General features: G+C 64.6%; 16 protein-coding genes. 9 read left to right on the plus strand and 7 right to left on the minus strand.

Going from position 1 to position 14,819, the window contains the following annotated elements:
- Positions 1-209 precede the first annotated feature (209 nt).
- The gene (locus X771_RS155120) at positions 210-1,877 is read left to right on the plus strand and encodes an FAD-dependent oxidoreductase (protein WP_023687572.1); all 1,668 of its coding nucleotides are present in this window, start codon (positions 210-212) and stop codon (positions 1,875-1,877) included.
- Entirely contained in the window at positions 1,877-2,182 is a 306-nt protein-coding gene (locus X771_RS155115) for a UBP-type zinc finger domain-containing protein (RefSeq protein ID WP_023672079.1), read from the plus strand. Before X771_RS155120 ends, X771_RS155115 begins: the two co-directional genes overlap by 1 nt.
- Before the next feature lie 39 nt (positions 2,183-2,221).
- Here X771_RS155115 and X771_RS1000000166580 read toward each other — a convergent pair whose 3' ends face one another.
- From X771_RS1000000166580 to X771_RS1000000168035, 6 genes are all read right to left on the minus strand, one after another.
- The gene (locus X771_RS1000000166580) at positions 2,222-2,395 is read right to left on the minus strand and encodes a hypothetical protein (protein ID WP_023681211.1); all 174 of its coding nucleotides are present in this window, start codon (positions 2,393-2,395) and stop codon (positions 2,222-2,224) included.
- A 151-nt stretch (positions 2,396-2,546) separates the two neighbouring features.
- Positions 2,547-3,728 carry a PLP-dependent aspartate aminotransferase family protein gene (locus X771_RS155110; RefSeq protein ID WP_023687573.1) on the minus strand — a complete coding sequence of 394 codons (1,182 nt, stop codon included), beginning with the start codon at positions 3,726-3,728 and terminating at the stop codon, positions 2,547-2,549.
- Positions 3,725-5,158 carry a pyridoxal-phosphate dependent enzyme gene (locus X771_RS155105; RefSeq protein ID WP_023687574.1) on the minus strand — a complete coding sequence of 478 codons (1,434 nt, stop codon included), beginning with the start codon at positions 5,156-5,158 and terminating at the stop codon, positions 3,725-3,727. The genes X771_RS155110 and X771_RS155105 overlap by 4 nt, the downstream gene beginning before the upstream one ends.
- A 227-nt stretch (positions 5,159-5,385) precedes the next feature.
- Positions 5,386-6,753: an FAD/NAD(P)-binding protein gene (locus X771_RS155100; protein ID WP_023687575.1), complete on the minus strand. Its 1,368-nt coding sequence runs from the start codon at positions 6,751-6,753 to the stop codon at positions 5,386-5,388.
- Between the two features lie 16 nt (positions 6,754-6,769).
- A complete protein-coding gene (locus X771_RS155095; RefSeq protein WP_023687576.1) occupies positions 6,770-7,246 on the minus strand; it encodes an Rrf2 family transcriptional regulator in 477 nt (158 codons plus the stop codon).
- 416 nt (positions 7,247-7,662) lie between these two features.
- Entirely contained in the window at positions 7,663-7,821 is a 159-nt protein-coding gene (locus X771_RS1000000168035) for a hypothetical protein (RefSeq protein WP_023672085.1), read from the minus strand.
- Positions 7,822-8,055: 234 nt separating this feature from the next.
- Between X771_RS1000000168035 and tauA the strand changes: the two genes are divergently transcribed.
- The 4 genes from tauA to X771_RS155075 all read left to right on the plus strand — a co-directional run bounded on the left by tauA (position 8,056) and on the right by X771_RS155075 (position 11,143).
- Entirely contained in the window at positions 8,056-9,069 is a 1,014-nt protein-coding gene (tauA, locus tag X771_RS155090; protein WP_023687577.1) for a taurine ABC transporter substrate-binding protein, read from the plus strand.
- A gap of 161 nt (positions 9,070-9,230) precedes the next feature.
- A complete protein-coding gene (locus tag X771_RS155085) occupies positions 9,231-10,022 on the plus strand; it encodes a taurine ABC transporter ATP-binding protein (RefSeq protein WP_023687578.1) in 792 nt (263 codons plus the stop codon).
- Positions 10,019-10,879, plus strand: a complete 861-nt coding sequence (locus tag X771_RS155080) for an ABC transporter permease subunit (protein WP_023687579.1) — start codon at positions 10,019-10,021, stop codon at positions 10,877-10,879. Before X771_RS155085 ends, X771_RS155080 begins: the two co-directional genes overlap by 4 nt.
- A gap of 81 nt (positions 10,880-10,960) precedes the next feature.
- On the plus strand, positions 10,961-11,143 hold the full coding sequence (locus X771_RS155075) for a hypothetical protein (RefSeq protein WP_023687580.1): 183 nt from the start codon (positions 10,961-10,963) through the stop codon (positions 11,141-11,143).
- Positions 11,144-11,279: 136 nt separating this feature from the next.
- On the opposite strand, the gene X771_RS155070 is transcribed toward X771_RS155075, so the two are convergent.
- The gene (locus tag X771_RS155070; RefSeq protein ID WP_023687581.1) at positions 11,280-11,567 is read right to left on the minus strand and encodes a GIY-YIG nuclease family protein; all 288 of its coding nucleotides are present in this window, start codon (positions 11,565-11,567) and stop codon (positions 11,280-11,282) included.
- A 283-nt stretch (positions 11,568-11,850) separates the two neighbouring features.
- Between X771_RS155070 and X771_RS155065 the strand changes: the two genes are divergently transcribed.
- The 3 genes from X771_RS155065 to X771_RS155055 all read left to right on the plus strand — a co-directional run bounded on the left by X771_RS155065 (position 11,851) and on the right by X771_RS155055 (position 14,817).
- Positions 11,851-12,804: a sulfonate ABC transporter substrate-binding protein gene (locus X771_RS155065; RefSeq protein ID WP_023687582.1), complete on the plus strand. Its 954-nt coding sequence runs from the start codon at positions 11,851-11,853 to the stop codon at positions 12,802-12,804.
- A 69-nt stretch (positions 12,805-12,873) separates the two neighbouring features.
- Positions 12,874-14,043, plus strand: coding sequence for an FMNH2-dependent alkanesulfonate monooxygenase (gene ssuD / locus X771_RS155060; RefSeq protein ID WP_023687583.1), 1,170 nt, complete (start codon positions 12,874-12,876; stop codon positions 14,041-14,043).
- Positions 14,044-14,082: 39 nt separating this feature from the next.
- Positions 14,083-14,817 (plus strand): ABC transporter permease subunit, encoded by a 735-nt coding sequence (locus tag X771_RS155055; RefSeq protein WP_156935979.1) that lies wholly within the window; start codon positions 14,083-14,085, stop codon positions 14,815-14,817.
- Positions 14,818-14,819: the final 2 nt, after the last annotated feature.

Genomic DNA, 14,819 nt, shown 5'->3' on the forward strand with positions numbered 1-14,819 from the left:
CTCCTGCAACACACCGGTGATCGAGGACTGCCGACGGTACTGCTCGGGCTCGCCCTTATAAAGGTCGCACTGGTCAGCGCGCTGTTTGCCTTGCAGCGCGGGGCCATGCGAAGCATCCGAACCAGCTGGCGCGGGAGCCACCTCCCCTTCCGGCCAGTCCTCCAACAAACCACTTCAAACCCGGCCGTCTCGGCGCTACGTTCGCACCTATGGCCCCACCCACCCAGCCGATCACCGTCACCCGCCGCGACCAGATGTTTCCCATCCTGGGCGACGCCGATATCGAGCGCATGCGCCGGTTCGGCGAGGCGAGTTCCTATGCCGCCGGCGAGCACATCGTCACCGCCGGCACCGTGGCGCCGGGGCTGATCGTCATCCTGTCGGGCACGGTCGATATCACCCAGGATGTCAGGCCCGGCCGGCGCGAGACCATCGTCACTCATGGTCCGGGCAATTTCATCGGCGAGCTGGCGCAGCTTTCCAGCCGGCCGTCGCTGGTCAATGCGGAGGCGGCCGAGCCGGTCGAGGCCTTCGTCATCCCCTCGCAGCGGCTGCGCGACCTGATGGTGCAGGAGGCAAGCCTTGGCGAGCGGATCATGCGGGCGCTGATCCTGCGCCGCGTCGGGCTCCTGGAAAGCGGCAGCAGCGGACCGATCGTCGTAGGTCCGACCGGCAATGGCGACACGCTGCGGCTGCAGGGATTTCTGCGCCGCAGCGGCCAGCCGCACCGCGCGCTCGATTCCGACAGCGACCCGTGCGCCAAGACGCTGATTGAGCATTTTCATGTCGACCCGCACCATCTGCCGATCGTGCTCTGCCCCAACGGCAAGCTGATGCACAATCCCGGCGAAACCGAACTTGCCCGCTGCATCGGCCTGCTGCGGCCGATCGATCCCGACATGGTCTATGACGTCGCCATTGTCGGCGCCGGGCCGGCGGGGCTGGCGGCCGCGGTCTATGCGGCATCCGAAGGGCTGTCGACCATCGTGCTCGATTGCCGCGCCTTCGGCGGCCAGGCCGGCGCCTCCGCGCGCATCGAGAACTATCTGGGTTTCCCCACCGGCATTTCCGGCATGGCGCTGATGGCGCGCGCCTACAACCAGGCGCAGAAATTCGGCGTCGAAATAGTCATCCCGGACGAGGCCAAGCTGCTCGGTGCAGCAGGCGAGGGCTACACGCTTACCGTCGGCGACGGTGAAAGCCTGCGCGCACGCACGGTGGTAATCGCCAGCGGCGCCCGCTACCGCCGCCTCGACATCGCCAAGCTGGCCGAGTTCGAGGGCACGTCGGTGCATTACTGGTCCTCGCCGATCGAAGCGCGGCTATGCACAGGGCAAGAAGTGGCGCTGGTCGGCGCCGGCAATTCGGCGGGGCAGGCGGCCGTCTATCTCGCCAGCCAGGTGCGCAAGGTGACGATGCTGGCGCGCCGCGGCGGCCTCAGGGAAACCATGTCGCGCTATCTGGTCGAGCGTATCGAGGCGCAACCCAACATCGAGGTGCTTGGCGAGACCGAGATCGAGGCGCTGGAAGGCGAAGGCGGCAATCTCACCCAGTTGCGTTGGCGCAACCCCGGCGGCGTCGAGACGCGGCCGATCCAGCATCTCTTCCTGTTCATCGGCGCCGACCCCAACACCGATTGGCTGGCTGGGTGCGATATCGCGCTCGACGCCAGGGGCTTCGTGCGCACCGGCGCCGACATAGGGGCGGGCCAGATGGAGACCAGCCGCAGCGGCGTGTTCGCCATCGGCGACGTGCGCTCCGGCTCGGTCAAGCGGGTCGCCGCCGCCGTCGGCGAAGGCGCCCAGGTGGTGGCTGCCTTGCACGCCTATCTCGCGCGACCCGACGCAGCAGCGCCCGAACTGGCCAGGAGAGCATAATGGATGAATGCAAACACACGCGCGACATCAAGACGGTGACGCCGAGCGCGCTCGGCTGCGAGGAATGCCTGAAGAGCGGCTCGATGTGGGTGCATCTCAGGCTCTGCCGCACCTGCGGCCATGTCGGCTGCTGCGACGACTCGCCCAACCGCCACGCCACCAAGCATTTCCACGCCACCAAGCACCCGATCATCGAAGGCTACGACCCGCCGGAAGGCTGGGCCTGGTGCTTTGTCGACGAGGCGTTCATCGACCTGGAAGGCGACGTGACGCCGCAGAACGGCCCGATCCCGAAGTTTTTCTGAGGCGGCCGTTCCCGGGCAGGCAAGCCGACGGCCGTGCCGCTATTTCACCGAGCCCGTAACCGTGCGGTCGAGGGCGTCGGAACTGTGGTCGTTGCCGGCAAGAGCGGCAATGATCAGAAGGCTGGCGACGACCGGGACAAACAGGATGGCCACGCGGGCCTGCACATAAAAAATGGCGCGCCATTCGCTGCGCTTTTCCGGGTTGTTGTCCATCACACTCACCTCTCGCCATGCCTCCCCGGGGCGGGACATAGCGGCGAAGAGTTAAGCAAAAGCTGCTGAATGTGTTAACGCGCGGCGGATTGGGATTTAATCTCGACGGTCAGCGCCGCCCCTCATTGTCATCGGTACGCATCCGGTACGCCTACCCCCGCAGCGCCTGGTCCAGGTCGGCGATCAGATCATCGCCATCCTCTATCCCCGCCGACAACCGCACCAGCGAATCCGAAATGCCGATTTCCGCGCGCTTTTCCGCCGGGATCGAGCCGTGCGTCATCAGCGCCGGGTGTTCGATCAGGCTTTCGACGCCGCCGAGGCTTTCAGCCAGCGTGAACAGTTGCGTCCGTTCCAGGAAGCGTTTGGTGCCGGCGAGGTCGCGGTCGAGGTCGACCGAGATCATGCCGCCGAAGGCATGCATCTGTTGGACGGCGATGGCGTGCTGCGGATGGCTGGCCAGGCCGGGATAGACGACGCGGCGCACATCTTTTCGCGCCTCCAGCCACTGCGCAATCTTCAGGCCGTTCGTGGAATGCCGCTCCATCCTGAGCGCCAGTGTCTTGATGCCGCGCAGCGCGAGAAAACTGTCGAAGGGACCGGAGATGGCGCCGGTGGCGTTCTGCAGGAATTTCAGCTGGGCGGCGAGATTCTTGTTGTCGCCGACGATGGCGACGCCGCCGACCATGTCGGAATGGCCGTTGAGATATTTTGTCGTCGAATGGACGACAATGTCGATGCCGAGTTCCAGCGGCCGCTGGATGTAGGGGCTGCAGAACGTGTTGTCGGCGACCGTCAAAACCCCTTTGCGCCTGGCGAGTGCCGCAACGCCTTCGAGGTCGACGATACGCAGCAGCGGATTGGTCGGAGTTTCGACCCAGAGCAGTTTTGTCTCCGGGCGAATCGCTGCTTCCACCGCCGCCAGATCGGTGAAGTCCACAAAACTCACCTGCAGATTGGCCGAGCGCTTGCGCACCCGCTCCATCAGCCGGAACGAGCCGCCATAGATGTCGTCGGTTGCAACGATATGGGCGCCGCTGTCGAGCAGCTCGAGCACGGTCGAGATCGCCGCCAGGCCGGAAGCAAAGGCAAAGGCCGCCGAGCCGCTCTCGAGATCGGCCACCGCGCGCTCGAAGGCAAAGCGGGTCGGGTTTTGGCTGCGGGCGTACTCAAACCCCTTGTGCACGCCGGGCGACTGCTGGCCATAGGTCGAGGTCGCGTAGATCGGCACCATCACCGCGCCGGTCAGCGGGTCATGGCTCTGGCCGCCATGGATGGTGCGCGTGGAAAAAGCCAGGCGGTTCTTGCCCGATGGGGATGTTTCAGCAGTCATCGTGCGCGCCTCAAATGGTTGATCAGGTCGATACGGGTTATCAGGCCGACGAACTCGTCGCCATCGAAGATGATGGCGACCTCGTTGCGGTCGAACACCGGCAGCAGCGCATCCAGCGTCTGGCTGGCCTGCAGCGTGTGCAGATTGGAGGTCATGGCGGTGCGCACCGGGGCGTTGAAACGGTCCCAGCGGCCGTCATAGGGGCCGTCGACCTTGGCCAATATATCGCCCTCATCGATAATGCCGACCAGCTTGCCGTTGTCCAGCACCGGCAGCTGCGAGACATCGGAGCGGCGCATGCGGCCATAGGCGTTGAGCAGGCTTTCGTCGGGGCCGACATAAACGGTGTCGCCGGTGCGGTGCGAGCGCATGACGAGGTCGCGCAGATCGCCATGCTGTTCCTGTTCGGCCAGCCCCTGCTCGGCCAGCCAGAAATCGTCGAACACCTTGGACAGATATTTGTTGCCGCTGTCGCAGACGAAGGTGACGACGCGTTTTGCTGTCGTCTGCTCGCGGCAATAGCGAAGCGCGGCCGACAGCAGCGTGCCGGAAGACGAGCCGGCGAGAATGCCTTCCTTCGAAAGCAGGTCCCGCACCGCCAGCATGCTCTGCTTGTCTGGGATGGAATAGGCTTTCCTGACCAGCGACAGATCGGCATTGGGCGGCACAAAATCCTCGCCGATGCCTTCGACGGTCCAACTGCCGGCCTCTTCCATCTTGCCGGTCTTGATCAGCGGCGCCAGCACCGATCCGACGGGATCGGCCAGCACCATTTCGGTTTTCGGCGATGTTCTGGCGAAATAGCGGCCAAGCCCGGTCAGCGTGCCGCCGGAGCCGACGCCGACGACCACGGCGTCGAGGTCGCCGTCGAGCTGGGCAAGGATTTCCGGTCCGGTGGTGGTCTCATGCGCCTCAGGGTTGGCCGGGTTGGCGAACTGGTTGGCGTAGAAGGCGCCGGGCGTTTCCGATGCGATCTTCTCGGCCATGTCCTGGTAATATTCGGCATGGCCCTTGCCGACATCGGAGCGGGTCATGCGCACTTCGGCGCCGAGCGCGCGCAGATGCTGGATCTTTTCGCGCGACATCTTGTCGGGCACGACGAGGATGATGCGGTAGCCCTTGGGGATGCCGACCTGGGCGAGGCCGAGACCGGTATTCCCGGCGGTCGCCTCGACGATGGTGCCGCCGCGCTTCAGCTTGCCTTCCTTCTCGGCCGCGGCAATCATCGACAGCGCAATGCGGTCCTTGATCGAGCCACCGGGATTCTGGCTTTCGAGCTTGATGAACAGCCGGCACTTGCCGGTGTCGAATTTGGTCAATTCGACCACCGGCGTCTGGCCGATGAGGTCGAGCACCGAGGCGTATGGCGGACGCAGGCGCGATAACGTGCCGTCCGAACTGCCTGGCGCAGCTTTTCCGTGCTCGCTCATGTCGATGTGCTCCCTTGAACAAGCGACCGCCTCGGGGGCAGAGCGGCAGCGTAGCTTCTTTTCCGGCCGTTTGCAGTCGGAAAGAAGGTAGATCGTGCCAATCAACCGGCGAGAGGGGGAATGGAATTCCAGTTTGAGGCGGGCTTTGGACTCAAGCCCAACACCCTCCGTAGCGATCCTTCCCACTCCCCTCTGAGGGGAGTGCTATCCCGCCGACGTCAACAGCTTTACCCCAGCAGCTGCTTGCTCAGCCTAGCGCATTGCACGCGGATGTCGGGGATGGCGTCGATCTCGAAGAAGGTGCCGCGGGTCAGCGGCCCGACGGCGAGGATCTTGGCCGATGCGGTGCCGTCGCCGGCGATGATTTCGCACTTGGCCGTTACATCGAGGCCAAGCCGCAGCGGGTCGGGCCGCGCCAGGCCGCGGTCGACCAGCGAGCGCACGACGCTGTTTGACGTCGTCGAGATGTCGCGGGCGATGCCGGTGCAATCATAGATGCGCGCGACCTGCAGCGTTTCCAGCGCCTTTGTGTGGCGGGACTGGATGCCGACGGTGAATCCATCGCCGGCCTCGATGCCGAGGACACGGCCGGCGACCGGGCGGATGCGGCCGGTGCGCACCGCCTCGGTGACGCGGGTATGTACCTCGGGCGCCAGCCGATGGCGATGGATGTCCCACCAGGCCTTGGTGTGCTCGACGAAGCGGCGCTTGGCCGAGGACGGCCAGTTCTGCCAGATCTTCTGGTTGAAGGGTCGCAGCCCATCGACGACGTCGCGCCAGTCGATGCCGGCCTTCTGGTTTTCTCGGATCAGGTCGCGGAACCAGCCGACGAAATAGGAGAGCTGCGTGCCGAGCGGAATGTCGGCGACGTCGAGCTTGATCGGGTTGCCCTTGCGGTGCGGCGACGGCAGCAGGCCGCGCCGCGACACGGCGACGATCTCGCCGCGATGGCCGCGCTGCTCGAGCGACAGGAAGGCATCGACCATGCTGAGCCCGGTGCCCAGCACCAGCACGCGGGCTTCAGGATCGAGCGCGGTGTCGGCCTCGGCGCCCATGCGGATGGCGTGGCCCTGGCCGGCGCCGGGCTGCTCGTCATGGCCGGTGGCAAGCACCGCCAGATGCGCGACGACGCTGGTGCCGTTGGCCAGCACCACTTCGACGCCGGACGATGTCGGCGAGATCGACAGGCTTTCCTCGCGAATCAGCCTGAGACGGCCGGTTTCCTTTTCGCGCGCTTCGAGCTCGTCGAGCACTTCCTTGAGGTAGCGGGCATAGACGCTGCGCGGTGCATAGAAGGGTGTCTGCGGCGTCTGTTCCTGGCTTATCAGGCCGCGCCCCTGCAACCAGCGCCAGAAATTCAGGGGATCGTCGGCATAGGCGCTCATCCCCGCAGCGCTGACATTCAGCACGTGCGCCGACAAAAGCGTCGAATAGGCGATGCCCTGGCCGAAATGCGGACGCTTTTCGATCAGCGTGACGCGAAGGTCCGGGTTGGGCGACTTCAGCAGATGAGCGGCCAACACGACGCCGCTGGCGCCGCCGCCGACGATGATGATCGAGCTGGGGATGATCGAATTGGCGCGCGCGACGCTCATGCGAGCACGCTCAGGATCAGGCGGGGACCTTTTGCGCCGGCGCAAGCTCGTCGATGTCCCTCGCGACCGGAAGGTCGTCGAGGACGATGTCGCGCATCTCGGCCAGCGTGCGCTGGTCGAGCACCTCGGCGATCGCCTGCCGGACCTCGAGCATCAGATGTCGGACTTGGCATGTCGCCTCATTGCAGTCTTCACAGCGCTGATACTGGGTGCGGCTGGCGCAGGGGATGGGCGCCAGCGGTCCGTCGAGCACGCGCACGACATGGCCGACCTTGATCTCGTCGGCCGGGCGCGCCAAGCGATAGCCGCCATCCTTGCCCTTGCGGCTCTGGACGAAACCGGCATTGCGCAATTCGCCCAGAATGGCGTCGAGGAATTTCTTCGGAATGTTGTTGCCGCTGGCGATGTCGCCGACAAAGGCGAGCTGTCCCACCGGCAGTTGCGCCAGATGGACCAGCGCCTTGAGGCCGTACTTGCCTTTTTTGGTGAGCATAGACCGAATGTTTCTCTGTCAGGCGATGGCCCAAAACCATCGGTTTCGAAACGCCTGACGTGCCTCCCCGCCGCGTGCAAGCTGCTTCGACACATAAATTCTACTGACATGATATACAAGCCGAGAAACCTTGATTTTGCTTCGTTTTCACGCCGCAGGGGCCACTTTAGCAAGGCTTTGTGCCGTTAAGGTCACAGCCAGCCGCGAGCGATTGCGGCGATGAGCGGCGGCTCCTGCTCCCAATGTCGATAAGATTACTATACTTACCCTCGAACACGCGGAACGTGTTTTCAAATCAACCGTCTTTTACAGCATGGATTTGCGCCATTTGGGGCTTTGCCGGGAATTTTGGGTCGCAGCCCGCGGATCGGCGAAACATGACTCCCGACAACTCGGGCGCCGCCCTGCGCCCGATATCAGGACGCCGCCTTGCCGCTCTGAGGCCGGGCGGCCTTGGCGGCCACCGGCACGCCGCTTGACCGCAGCATCCAGCGGTGGCCGTCGCTGCGGAAGTCGGTGAGGCTCAACGGCTCGACATCGATCCTGCGGCAGGCCGCAAGCGGCGCGCCGAGCACAAATCAGGCCTCTTCCGTAGGGAGGGTTGGCAGGACCACCAACTCTTCAGCACCTTGGGGGCGCCGTTTGCGTTTGCGCACGGTTCGGCACGGGCCGGTCACCGCGCCCGCATCAGCCGGTGGTTTTTTTCTAACAAGTGCTTCTTGCTTGGAAGGATTTAACTCTACAAGAATGATAGAATTAGCTGACTATGAACAGGCATCCGGTTTTTCTCATTTTTCATGGAGCCTTTCATGTCCAGCATTTCGCGACGCATTGTCCTCCTGTCGTCGGCAGCTTTGGCGGGTGCGGCCTTCCTCGGCCCGGCCCAGGCGCAGGACCTCAACATCACCATCGGCTACCAGACGGTGGTCGAACCTTCCAAAGTAGCGCAGGCCGACGGCGCCTATGAAAAGGCGACCAAGGCCACGATCGACTGGCGCAAATTCGATTCCGGCGCCGATGTCATCGCCGCCGTCGCATCCGGTTCGGTCGATATCGGCTATGTCGGCTCGAGTCCGCTGGCCGCGGCCGCCAGCCGCGAACTGCCGATCCAGACCATCTTTGTCGTCGGCCTGATCGGCCAGTCCGAGGCGCTGGTCGCCCGCAATGGATCCGGCATCGAGAAGATCGCCGACCTCGCCGGCAAGAAGGTGGCGGTGCCGTTCGTGTCGACCACGCATTACAGCCTGCTTGCCGCGCTGAAGCACGAAAACGTCGACCCGAAGTCGGTCGAAATCCTTAATCTCAGGCCACCGGAAATAGCCGCCGCGTTCGCTCGCGGCGACATAGACGCGGCCTATGTCTGGGATCCGGCGCTCGGCCAGATCAAGACGACAGGCAAGGTGGAGCTGGATTCCTCGCAGGTTGCCGCCTGGGGCGCGCCGACCTTCGACGCCTGGATCGTGCGCACCGACTTCGCCGAAAAGAACCCGGACGCCGTGCGCGATTTCGTCAAGGTGACCGGCGAATCCTATGCCCAGTTCCTGGCCAAGCCCGAGGCATGGTCGGTTTCGTCGCCGGAAGCGGCCAAGATCGCCAAGATCACCGGCGCCAAACTGGAAGAGGTGCCGCAGCTCCTCAAGGGTTACGTCTTCCCGACATTGGAAGAGCAGGCTTCCGACAAATTCCTCGGCGGCGGCACGGTCAAGGCGATCGAGGCAGCTTCGGCCTTCCTCAAGGAGCAGGGCAAGATCGACGCCGTGCTGCCCGACTATTCGAAATACGTGTCGTCGAAATACGTGACCGAGGCTCTGGCCTCGAACTGATCTTCAGTTTTACGCAATTCCGGACGGAAAACCGCTTCACACTTTTCCTGGAATTGCTCTGAACACGCGCGGTTTCCTCTTCCCTGACGCCGCGTGCTGCCTGTCCCGGATCCGCTCAACGAGGGCCGGGGCAGGCTGATTTTCTTCCGGAGCCCCTTTTCATGCCGCATCTCGTACTCTACCCGCATCTCGTACTCGACAAGGTCTCGGTTCACTATGACGGCCAGGCAGCGCCGGCGGTCGACCGAGTTTCCATCGATGTCGCCAAGGGCGATTTCGTCGTGCTGGTCGGCCGCTCCGGCTGCGGCAAGACCTCGCTGCTCAATGTCGCCGCCGGCCTGGTCGAGCCTGGGCGCGGGGTCGCCACGATCGGCGGCCGGCCGATCACCGGCCCAGGCTCCGACCGGGCGGTCGTGTTCCAGAACGATGCGCTGTTTCCCTGGCTGACGGCCCGTGAAAACGTCGCCTTTGCGCTCAGGCTGCGCGGCGTGCCGCGAGCCGAGCGGGCGCGCCGCGCCGACCAGTTGCTGGCGCTGGTCAAGCTTGACGGCGTCGGCGACAAACGCATCTGGGAATTGTCCGGCGGCATGCGCCAGCGCGTCGGACTCGCCCGTGCACTCGCCGCCGAACCGGAATTCCTGCTGCTCGACGAACCGCTCGGCGCACTCGATGCGCTGACGCGCGAGCGCATGCAGACGACGCTGCTCGACCTGTGGACCGCAAGCCGGGTCGGCGTGCTGATGGTCACGCACGGCATCGAGGAGGCGCTGGTGCTGGCCACAAGCATCGTCGTTTTGGCGCCCGGACCGGGCCGCGTGGTGCGGACATTCGAGACCGGTTTCAGCCGCCGCTATGCCGCAGGCGAGCCGATCCGCGCCATCAAGGCCGATCCAGTCTTTGCCGCGGCGCGCGGCGAGCTGACCGATGCGATCTTCGAAGGAGAGGCGGCATGAGCGTCACCTCCTACAGCGAGCGGCCGGCCACCGGGACCGGCGAGGCCGATGCCATTTCGGTGCCGTGGTCGCGGCCGGTGCGGAAGCGGCGCGGGGTTTCCTCGCGGGCGATCAGCGCCGTCACCATCCTGGTCGTGCTGGCGGCATGGGCGCTGTCTGCGCGCCTGCAACTGGTGTCGCCGGTGTTCCTGCCGTCGCCCGCCGCCGTGTGGACCAAGTTCATCGTGGTGATCAAGGACGGCTTCGTCGACGCGACTTTGCTCCAGCATATCGTCGCCAGCCTCGGTCGCGTGTTCGCGGCGCTGCTCGCGGCCATCGTCATCGGCGTTCCGGTTGGGCTGGCTATCGGCATTTGGACGGTCGGGCGCGGCATCTTCGATCCCTTGCTCGAATTTTTGCGGCCGATCCCGCCGCTCGCCTATCTGCCGCTGGTCATCATCTGGTTCGGTATCGGCGAACCGTCAAAGATCCTGGTGATCGCCATTGCCATGCTGGCGCCGGTGGCGCTGTCGACGGCCTCGGGCGTGCGCGGTGTCTCAAAGGAGCGCATCGATGCGGCCCGTTCGCTTGGTGCGACGCAGCGCCAAGTGGTGCGCCATGTCATCCTGCCCAGCGCGCTGCCGTCGATCCTCACCGGCCTGCGCATCGCGCTCGGCGCCGGCTGGTCGACGCTGGTTGCAGCCGAGCTGGTGGCGGCAACGCGCGGCCTCGGCTTCATGATCCAGTCGGCCGCCCAGTTCCTGGTCACCGATGTCGTGGTGATGGGAATAGTGGTGATCGCGACAATAGCCTTCGTGCTGGAATTCATCATCCGCCGGATCGAGCGTCAGCTGGTTCCGTGGGCGGGAAAGGAATGACAACAAGTTTCTGCCGGTTTGACCGGCTGCTTCCCTTCGCAGCACGGCGACCGCCGACCCCGGAACAGAAGGAGTGATGTCATGACCCAGTCCACCTTGGTGCTGTTCGCCCATCTCGGCAACTGGCTGCTCGCCTGGCGGGAGAACTCGTCGTCGCAGCCGCAGCCGAAATCGCCGGCCCCCGTGCAACTCGACGCCGAACGCGACCGCCTGCCGCCACGCGACGAGGGATTTTACTGGGCCTGGCAGTATTGGTCGCAGTGAGGTGATGGTGATTAGCGCCAGCCTTCGCGATTTCGTCATCCTAGGGCGAAGCAAGGAGCGAAGCGACGCGGCGCAGACCCTAGGATCCATGCCGAGACGCTGATGCTACGCTCCAGGGGAGCAACAAACCGGGCGCCTACCACCCGGTTCCGCCAAACAGCTCAAACCACTCCGGATTGGCCTTCTCTATCAGTTCGATCTTCCACTGTCTCGGCCATCGCTTCAGCGACTTCTCGCGTTGAATGGCATCGGTGATGTCGAAGAATTCCTCATACCAGACCAGCCGTTGAACACCGTAGCGGCTGGTGAAGCCTGCGCCCTGGCCCGATTTGTGTTCAGGCATGCGGCGGGCGAGATCGTTGGTGACGCCGATGTAGATCGTGCCGCGTTTTTGGCTTGCAGTCATGTAGACGTAGCCGGTCATGGTTTCAGGGTATCGAGCCTCGGTTCGCGCACAAGCGACATTCTGATCCGTTCCACTCTACGGCAAACGTCACGGCATCGATCCTAGGGTCTGCGCCGCGTCGCTTCGCTCCTTGCTTCGCCCTAGGATGACGAGCGCTGGGTTCTGAAGAAAATATTTCCACGTCAAGCAGCCAACTCGCAAAATCGTTTCTCTACTAAATTTATAGACCTACCTAGCCTTGTCTCTCATCCACGGCAGGGAGCCCTTCCCGGCGCCGGTTCGCAGCGAAGGAAGAGGGATCATGTTCAGCCTGACCAGACGCGTTTTCGGCCTTGGCCTTTTGGCGGCGGGCATTGCTGCCTCGCTCAGTGCCTCGGCGCAGGAGTTGAAGCAGCTCAACATCGGCTATCAGAAGACCGGCCTGCCGGTCATCGCCCGGCAGCAGCAGGTGATCGAGAAGGCGCTGAGCGACAAGGGTGTCGCGGTGAAATGGGTCGAATTCACCGCCGGCCCGCCGCTGGTCGAGGCGCTCAATGTCGGCGCCATCGATGTCGGCTGGACCGGCGACGCACCGCCAATCTTCGGCCAGTCGGCCGGCGCCAACATCGTCTATGCGGCGGCACTGCCGGCCAATGGCGACGGCGAAGCGATCTTCGTCAAGCCGGCATCGCCGATCCAGTCGCTCGCCGACCTCAAGGGAAAGCGCATCGGCGTCGGCAAAGGCACCAGCGCGCACAATCTGCTGGTCGCGGCACTCGAAAAAGCAAACATCCCCTTCGACCAGATCACCCCGGTCTATCTCAGCCCGGCCGATGCTGCGGCGGCTTTCGCCAGCGACCAGATCGATGCCTGGGCGGTCTGGGATCCGTTCTACGCCATCGCCGAGACACGCTACCAGCCGCGCGTGCTGGCGCGCTCCAGCGAGGTGCTGAAGGTGAACACCTATTTCCTCGCCAACAAGGATTTCGCCAAGGCGCATCCGGAGACGATCGCCACGACGATATCGGCGCTCGGCGTGGCGGCGAAATGGGCGGACGCGAACCGCGACAAGGTTGCCGCGGCGCTGCATGAGGTGACCGGCGTGCCGCTCGATGCACAGACGATCGCGGCCAACCGCACCAAATTCGGCATCTTCCCGATTACCGACGAGATCATCGCCGGCCAGCAGGCGACAGCCGATCGCTTCTACAAGCTCAAGCTGATCCCGAACGCGGTGCGCATCTCCGACGCCGTGTGGACCGCACCGGGCAATTGAACTTTCTTGTGTGGCGCCGGGCGGAAAACGCCCGGCGCCTTTGCCGTTTCAAGCTTCAGGGATTTCGCCATGACCGCTTCATCAAGCCCGCAAGCCGGCCCGCTCGATTTCTTCTGGTTCATCCCGACGCATGGCGACGGCTCCTATCTCGGCTCCGAACAGCAGCAGCGGCCGCCGGAGTTCGCTTACTTCAAGGAGATCGCACAGGCCGTCGACCGGCTCGGCTTTCCCGGCGTGCTTTTGCCGACCGGGCAGAATTGCGAGGATTCCTGGATCACCGCCTCCGGCCTTGCAGCGCTGACGGAAAAGCTCAAATTCCTGGTGGCGCTACGGCCCGGCGTGACGTTGCCCACCTTCGCGGCGCGCCAGACGGCGGCGCTCGACCGGCTGAGCAATGGCCGCCTGCTGCTCAATGTCGTGGTCGGCGGCAACCCGACCGAGCTTGCCGGCGATGGCGTGTTCCTGCCGCATGATGAGCGCTATGCGCAGGCGCAAGAGTTCCTGACCATCTGGCGCGCGCTGGTGTCGGGCGAGAGCGTCAACTTCAACGGCAAATATTACCGCGTCGACAATGGCCGCCTTGACCTTCTGCCGCAACAGGAGCGGCCGCCGCTCTATTTCGGCGGCTCGTCCGATGCCGGCCAGGAGCTCGCCGCCGATCTCGTCGATATGTACCTGACCTGGGGCGAGCCGCCGGCGCAGGTGGCGGAAAAACTCAGCGCGGCGCGCAAAAAGGCTGAACGGCGCGGCCGCAAACTGCGTTTCGGCATCAGGCTTCATTTCATCGTGCGCGAGACCGAGGAAGAGGCCTGGCGCGCCGCCGACCGGCTGATCAGCCACGTCACCGATGCCCAGATCGAAAATGCCCAGGCCCGCTTCACCAAGGAGATGGACTCTGTGGGACAACGGCGCATGGCCGAACTGCATGGCGGCCGCCGCGACAGGCTGGTGGTTTCGCCCAATCTGTGGGCCGGCGTCGGCCTGGTGCGCGGCGGCGCCGGCACCGCGCTGGTCGGCTCGCCGGAGCAGATCGTCGAGCGCATCCGCGAATATCAGGCGATCGGCATCGACACCATCATCGGCTCTGGCTACCCGCATCTCGAGGAAGCCTACCGCGTCGCCGAGCTTCTGTTCCCGCGTCTCGGCCTGGGCACCAGGCGGGCACGGGCGCATGAGAACATCGCCAATGAATTCGCCGTCGGCTTCCACGGCGCCAACCGCCTTCAGGCGTCGTCATGAGCCTGGCTCAACGGGCCAAACAGAACGGCATCGGCCTGGCTGCTGCCGGCGTTGGTCATAATTGGCTGGGAAGCCGCCAGCCGCGCCGGCGTGATGCCGGCCAATGTGCTGCCGGCGCCGAGCGCGGTGGCCGAGGCCTTCTGGCGGCTGACGCTATCGGGCGAGCTGATACAGAACATCGGCGTCAGCACGCTGCGCGCGCTGGCCGGCTTTGCCATCGGCGGCTCGATCGGCTTTGCACTCGGCCTTGCCAACGGGCTGTCGGCGCTCAGCCGCGGCCTGACCGACACGACGCTGCAGATGATCCGCAACATCCCGCATCTGGCGCTGATCCCGCTGGTCATCCTGTGGTTCGGCATCGACGAGGAAGCAAAACTGTTCCTGGTGGCGCTCGGCGTGTTCTTCCCGATCTACGTCAACACGCTGCTCGGCATCCAGAGCGTCGACCCGCAGCTGGTCGAGATGGGCAGGGTCTACGGCATGGACCGCCGCGCGTTGTTTTTTCAGGTGATCCTGCCCGGCGCGCTGCCGGCGATCTTCGTCGGCCTGCGCTATGCGCTGGGCATCATGTGGCTGACGCTGATCGTTGCCGAAACCATCTCGGCCAGTTCCGGCCTCGGCTACATGGCCATGCAGGCACGCGAATTCCTGCTGATCGATGTGGTCGTGCTGTCGATCCTGATCTATGCGCTGCTCGGCAAGCTTGCCGACAGCTTCGCCCGCCTGCTCGAGCGGCTGTCGCTCGGCTGGCATCCCGCATTCCAGAACGCCTGAGG

This window comes from Mesorhizobium sp. LSJC269B00 (assembly GCF_000502815.1).
In the GTDB taxonomy this organism is placed as follows: domain Bacteria; phylum Pseudomonadota; class Alphaproteobacteria; order Rhizobiales; family Rhizobiaceae; genus Mesorhizobium.